At 69.4% G+C, this 5353-nt stretch carries 4 protein-coding genes; 1 reads left to right on the forward strand and 3 read right to left on the reverse strand.

Annotated features, from left to right (window positions below; genetic code table 11):
* Positions 1-175: 175 nt before the first annotated feature.
* The gene (locus tag HUK84_RS09660; RefSeq protein WP_176640102.1) at positions 176-1636 is read right to left on the reverse strand and encodes an amino acid permease; all 1461 of its coding nucleotides are present in this window, start codon (positions 1634-1636) and stop codon (positions 176-178) included.
* Positions 1637-1814: 178 nt separating this feature from the next.
* On the opposite strand from HUK84_RS09660, the gene glyA reads away from it, so the two are divergent.
* Positions 1815-3113 carry a serine hydroxymethyltransferase gene (gene glyA / locus HUK84_RS09665; protein ID WP_374729305.1) on the forward strand — a complete coding sequence of 433 codons (1299 nt, stop codon included), beginning with the start codon at positions 1815-1817 and terminating at the stop codon, positions 3111-3113.
* Here glyA and HUK84_RS09670 read toward each other — a convergent pair.
* The gene (locus HUK84_RS09670; RefSeq protein WP_176640103.1) at positions 3104-4180 is read right to left on the reverse strand and encodes a M14 family metallopeptidase; all 1077 of its coding nucleotides are present in this window, start codon (positions 4178-4180) and stop codon (positions 3104-3106) included. The genes glyA and HUK84_RS09670 overlap by 10 nt on opposite strands.
* Before the next feature lie 259 nt (positions 4181-4439).
* A partial coding sequence (locus tag HUK84_RS09675; protein WP_176640104.1) for a DEAD/DEAH box helicase occupies positions 4440-5353 on the reverse strand: 914 nt, incomplete at its 5' end.

Here is a 5353-nt window from a genome sequence, read left to right on the forward strand (position 1 = left end):
GAACGGCGCGGCTGCGGGCTGATGGTGTAACGGGCACCCGCGTGCCGGGCGCGAGTCCCACGCCCGCCGCGCATTGCCTTGGGGCCAGTATGGTCCGCCTGGGCCGAGCCCGCCAGATATCGGCCGGGCGGGGCGGCCATGCGCCCCTGCCCGGACGGGGGTCAGGATAGGGGCCTCAGGATTCGGAAGCCAGGGCGCTGTTGCGGCGGCTGTAGCCGAAATAGATCGCCATGCCGATGATCAGCCATACCGCCAGGCGGATCCAGGTCAGCCCGTCCAGCGACAGCATGACCGCCAGGCAGCACAGGATGCCCAGCACCGGAATGACCGGGCCGCCCGGGACGCGGAAGCGGCGTTCGAGCCCCGGTGCGGTGCGGCGCAGGAACATCACGCCGACGCAGACGATGACGAAGGCCAGCAGGGTGCCGATCGAGGTCATGTGCGCCAACTGGTCGATCGGCAGGAAGGCCGCCAGGCCGCCGGTGATGACCATGAACAGCAGGTTGGAATACCACGGCGTGCGCCATTGCGGATGGATGGAAGAGAACATCGCCGGCAGCAGCCTGTCGCGCGACATGGCGTAGAAGACGCGGCTCTGCCCCAGCAGCAGCACCAGCAGCACCGAGGTGAAGCCGCAGATGATGCCGATCTTGACCGCCAGCTTCAGCCACGGGAAGGGCGTGCGGTCGATGGCGGTGGCGACGGGGGCCGCGTCGCCCAGCATGTCATGGTAATTCACCAGCCCGGTCAGTACCAGCGAGAACGCCACATAGGCCAGGGTGCAGATCAGCAGGCTGCCCAGGATGCCGATCGGCATGTCGCGGGCGGGGTTGCGGGTTTCCTGCGCCGCGGTGGAGACGGCGTCGAAGCCCACATAGGCGAAGAAGATGGTGCCGGCCGCGCGCATGATGCCCGACAGGCCGAAATGACCGAACGTGCCGGTATTGGCCGGGATGAAGGGAACGTAGTTCGCCGTCTTGATATAGGGCAGGCCGAAGGCGATGACCGCGGCGATGATCGCGAGCTTCACCACCACGATGACGCTGTTGACGCGCGCCGATTCCGACACGCCGCGGATCAGCAGCGCCGAGACGACGCAGATGATGAAGGCGGCCGGCAGGTTCATGAAGCCGGTGACATGGCTGCCGTCGGGCAGGGTGACGGCCTCGAAGGGCGAGGCCAGCAGGCGGGGCGGCAGCGAGATGCCCCAGGTGCCGAGCAGGGAGGCGACATAGCGCGACCAACTGACCGAGACGGCGGCGGCGCCGACCGCGTATTCCAGCACGAGGTCCCAGCCGATGATCCAGGCCACGATTTCGCCCAGCGCCATGTAGGCATAAGTGTAGGCGCTGCCGGCGATGGGGATCATGCTGGCCAGCTCGCTGTAGCACAGCCCGGCGAAGCCGCAGGCGATGGCGGCGACGATATAGGACAGGACCACGGCCGGCCCGGCATTTTCAGACGCGGCGATGCCCGTCAGTGAGAACAGGCCGGCGCCGATGGTGCAGCCGATGCCCAGCGCGATCAGGCTGGCGGGGCCCAGGACGCGGCGCAGGCCGTGGCTGTCGTTCGGGATTTCGATTCGCTTGCGGCGGAACAAGCCCGTGGCAGTCTGGTTGGCAGGCGGCTGCGCCATGCAGTGCGTCTCCTGAGAATAGGACGGGGAGGATAAGGCTGGGTCCCGCGGCAACGCCGTGTGGCCTCGCGACGCCAGAGACGCTAGAATGCGCGAAATGACAATGACGCGTGGGCAAAGGCCATTGGGATTCTTCCGATGACTGGCGGCGGCGTTGAAGGAACTGGAGATTATAACGATGCCGGACCAGATGAGCCAGAGCGGGTTGCATGCCTATTTCCGCGCGTCGCTGCGCGAGCGTGATCCCGCCGTCGCCGGGATGATCGCCGGCGAGCTGGAGCGCCAGCGCGAGGGGATCGAGCTGATCGCCAGTGAGAACATGGTGTCCGAGGCCGTGCTGGAGGCCCAGGGCAGCGTGCTGACCAACAAATATGCCGAGGGCTATCCGGGCCGGCGCTATTATGGCGGCTGCGGCGAGGTGGACAAGGTCGAGAGCCTGGCGATCGAGCGGGTCAAGGCGCTGTTCGGGGCGGATTTCGCCAATGTGCAGCCCCATTCGGGGGCGAATGCCAACCAGGCGGCCTTCATGGCGCTGGTCAGCCCGGGCGACACGATCCTGGGCATGAGCCTGGCGGCCGGCGGGCACCTGACCCATGGGGCGGCGCCGAACTATTCCGGCAAATGGTTCCGCGCGGTGCAGTATGGCGTGCGGCGCGAGGACGGGCTGCTGGATTACGAGGAGATGGAGCGCCTGGCCCGTGCCGAGAAGCCGAAGCTGATCGTGGCGGGGGGATCGGCCTATCCGCGGATCATCGATTTCGCGCGCTTCCGGGCCATCGCCGATGAGGTCGGGGCCTATCTGATGGTCGACATGGCCCATTTCGCCGGCCTGGTGGCCGCGGGCCTGTATCCGTCGCCGCTGCAATTCGCCCATGTGGTGACCAGCACCACCCACAAGACCCTGCGCGGGCCGCGCGGCGGGCTGATCCTGACCAACGATGCCGACCTGGCGAAGAAGATCAATTCGGCGGTGTTCCCCGGCCTGCAGGGCGGGCCGCTGATGCATGTGATCGCGGCCAAGGCCGTGGCGTTCGGCGAGGCGCTGCAGCCGGAATTCCGGGCCTATCAGGAAGCGGTGGCGGCCAATGCCCGCGTTCTGGCCGACACGCTGCTGTCGCGCGGCTTCGACATCGTGACCGGCGGCACGGACAGCCATCTGATCCTGGTCGATCTGCGCCCCAAGAAGGTGACCGGCCGCGCGGCCGAGCGGGCGCTGGAACGCGCCGGCATCACTGCGAACAAGAACGCCGTGCCGTTCGATCCGGAGAAGCCGGCCGTGACCTCGGGCATCCGGCTGGGCAGCCCGGCGGCGACGGCGCGGGGCTTCGGCATCGAGGAATTCCGCGCAGTCGGCGAGATGATCGACGAGGTGCTGACCGCGTTGGCCGAGAAAGGGGAGGAAGGCTGCCCCGAGACCGAGGCCGCGGTGCACCGGAAGGTGCGGACCCTGTGCGCGCGTTTCCCGATCTATCGCTGATCGGGCTGTCGTCGGACGGCTGAACTCTCGGGGGCCGGAATGCGCATGGCCAGGCGCACGGCCGTCTGGCCTCGTCCGGGGCGCAAATTGGGCATGACCAGCATGCAGTCCGGGTAGGGCGTGCGGATTTCGTCCGGTCCGTCCTGCGCCAGCAGGGTGCCGCGCCGACGAATCGTCTCGCCCCCGCGGAACGGCCGGACGAAGCGGAAGCCGGGGGTCTGGGCCGTGACGATGTCGGTGACCATCATGTGCCGGGGCATCGGCTGCGGCGGCGGCGCAGGTGCTTCGTCCCGCGGCGGCAGCAGGCCGGTATGGCGCAGCAGGGCGCGGATCGCATGGTCGGTCGCTTCGACCGTCGCGGGGGCCCAATGGGCGCCGGCCTCCAGCAGGCAGGCGGCGCCCGGGCTGTGGGGATCGGAAAACCGGACGAAATCGATCAGCCGCGGTCCGGCACGGTGGCCGTGATCGGAAACGATCAGCGGCGGGTCGCCCACCAGGGCGGATAGTCTGCGCCCGCTTTCCGCGCCGCCCGCGAGCATCAGCGGCGTGCCCGGCCAGAGCATGGAATGCAGATCCATCAGGATATCGGCGCTGTCGATCACCGGCAGGATCGCGCGGGCCCGGTCGAGTTCGTGCGAGCGGCGCGCGCTGGAGAGGATCTGTGGGCACCAGAGCCGGTTCATGTCCTCATCGACGAAGCGCGACGCGACGGGGGAGGCGCGGTCGAAATGCGCGAAGGCGGCGAGATTGGCGAAGACCAGCGACAGGCGGCCGCGCCGGGGGCGGACGGATTCGCGCAGCAGCCGGTCCAGGGCGATCGCCCCGGCATATTCATTGCCGTGGATCAGGGCGGTCAGCACCACGTGCGGGCCGGGCCGGGCCGCCTGGTAGTGCATCACGCCGGGGATGCCGCAATTACCGGCCAGCCAGGGGGAAAGGTCCGGCGGCGGGATATCCACGTCGAAGCGCGGCAGCGGCGCGGGGGGCGGGGGCAGGGTGTCGCTGAATGTCGGCCGGCCGCGTACGCGGGGCGAGGGGCCGGGGCGCGTCGTGGAACCGCAGCTCATGGCGCCGCGCCGTCTTCCTGACCGGATGGCGGGCCAGGGAGATGTTCGTCTTTTCCGAAGTCGCCAGCGGCGGTGAAAGGGAGCGGACCGGCCATGGCGCGAGTTTATCGACTCGCCCGGGCGCTGCAATGCCACCCGGCCCATGGAGGCGGGCACATCGCTGTGTGCCATGCATGGCGCACAGTCGATAGCCGATCGGGGGCAGCCGATCGCCTGCGCCGATGAAGCCCGCGCCTGAATTCCGCGTCCGAATCCCGCGTCAGGGGGAGTCGATCGCGACGATGCGGGCGCCGCTCCGTTTCTCGATCTCGCGCAGCAATTGCCGCTCCGCCGGGTCGCAGAGCGACAGGGCCGTCCCCCGGCGGCCGGCCCGCGCGGTACGGCCGATCCGGTGGATATAGGTTTCGGGCTGCTCGGGGATGTCGAAATTCACCACCAGGGCCACGTCGTCGATATCGATGCCGCGGGCCATGACGTCGGTGGCTACCAGGGCGCGCACCGTGCCCCGGCGGAAGGCCGCCAGCGTGTGGTCGCGCCTTGCCTGTCCGTGATCGCCATGCAGGGCGGCGGCGGCGATCCCGGCGCCGGTCAGGCTGCGGGCCAGAGAATCCGCGGCCTGCCTGGTGCGGGTGAAGACCATGGTGCGGCCGGAATCCTGCTGGCGCAGCAGGGCGGCCAGGGTGGCCGGCTTGCGGTCGGCCGGGGTGAAGATCACCTGCTGGCGGATGCGCGGCGGCGGGGCCGACTGCTCGGGCGGGGCGACGCGCAGCGGCTTGTGCAGCAACTGGCGGGCCAGGGCCGAGATAGCGGGCGACATGGTAGCCGAGAACAGCAAGGTCTGGTGCCGGGTCGGCAGTCGGGCGGCGATCGCGCGTACGTCGTCGACAAAGCCGAGATCCAGCATCCGGTCGGCTTCGTCCAGTACCAGGCAGCCCGTTTCCTCAAGCGTGATCGTGCCGTCGGCCAGGTGGTCCAGCAACCGGCCGGGGGTGGCCACCAGCAGGTCGATGCCGGTCTGCAGGGCGCGTGTCTGGCGGTCCTTGGGCACGCCGCCGATCGCCAGGGCGACGGTCAGTCCGCAGCCGCGGATGCAGGTCCGGATGGTGCCGGCGGTCTGGCTGGCCAGTTCGCGGGTCGGCGACAGGATCAGGGCGCGTATCCGGCCAGGGGGCT

Source organism: Nguyenibacter vanlangensis (assembly GCF_013376155.1).
Taxonomy (GTDB): domain Bacteria; phylum Pseudomonadota; class Alphaproteobacteria; order Acetobacterales; family Acetobacteraceae; genus Gluconacetobacter; species Gluconacetobacter vanlangensis.

Coding starts and splice junctions, on each gene's coding strand:
- glyA (WP_374729305.1), top strand. CDS start 1,815: ATGCCGGACCAGATGAGCCAGAGCGGGTTGCATGCCTATTTCCGCGCG.
- HUK84_RS09660 (WP_176640102.1), bottom strand. CDS start 1,636: ATGGCGCAGCCGCCTGCCAACCAGACTGCCACGGGCTTGTTCCGCCGC.
- HUK84_RS09670 (WP_176640103.1), bottom strand. CDS start 4,180: ATGAGCTGCGGTTCCACGACGCGCCCCGGCCCCTCGCCCCGCGTACGC.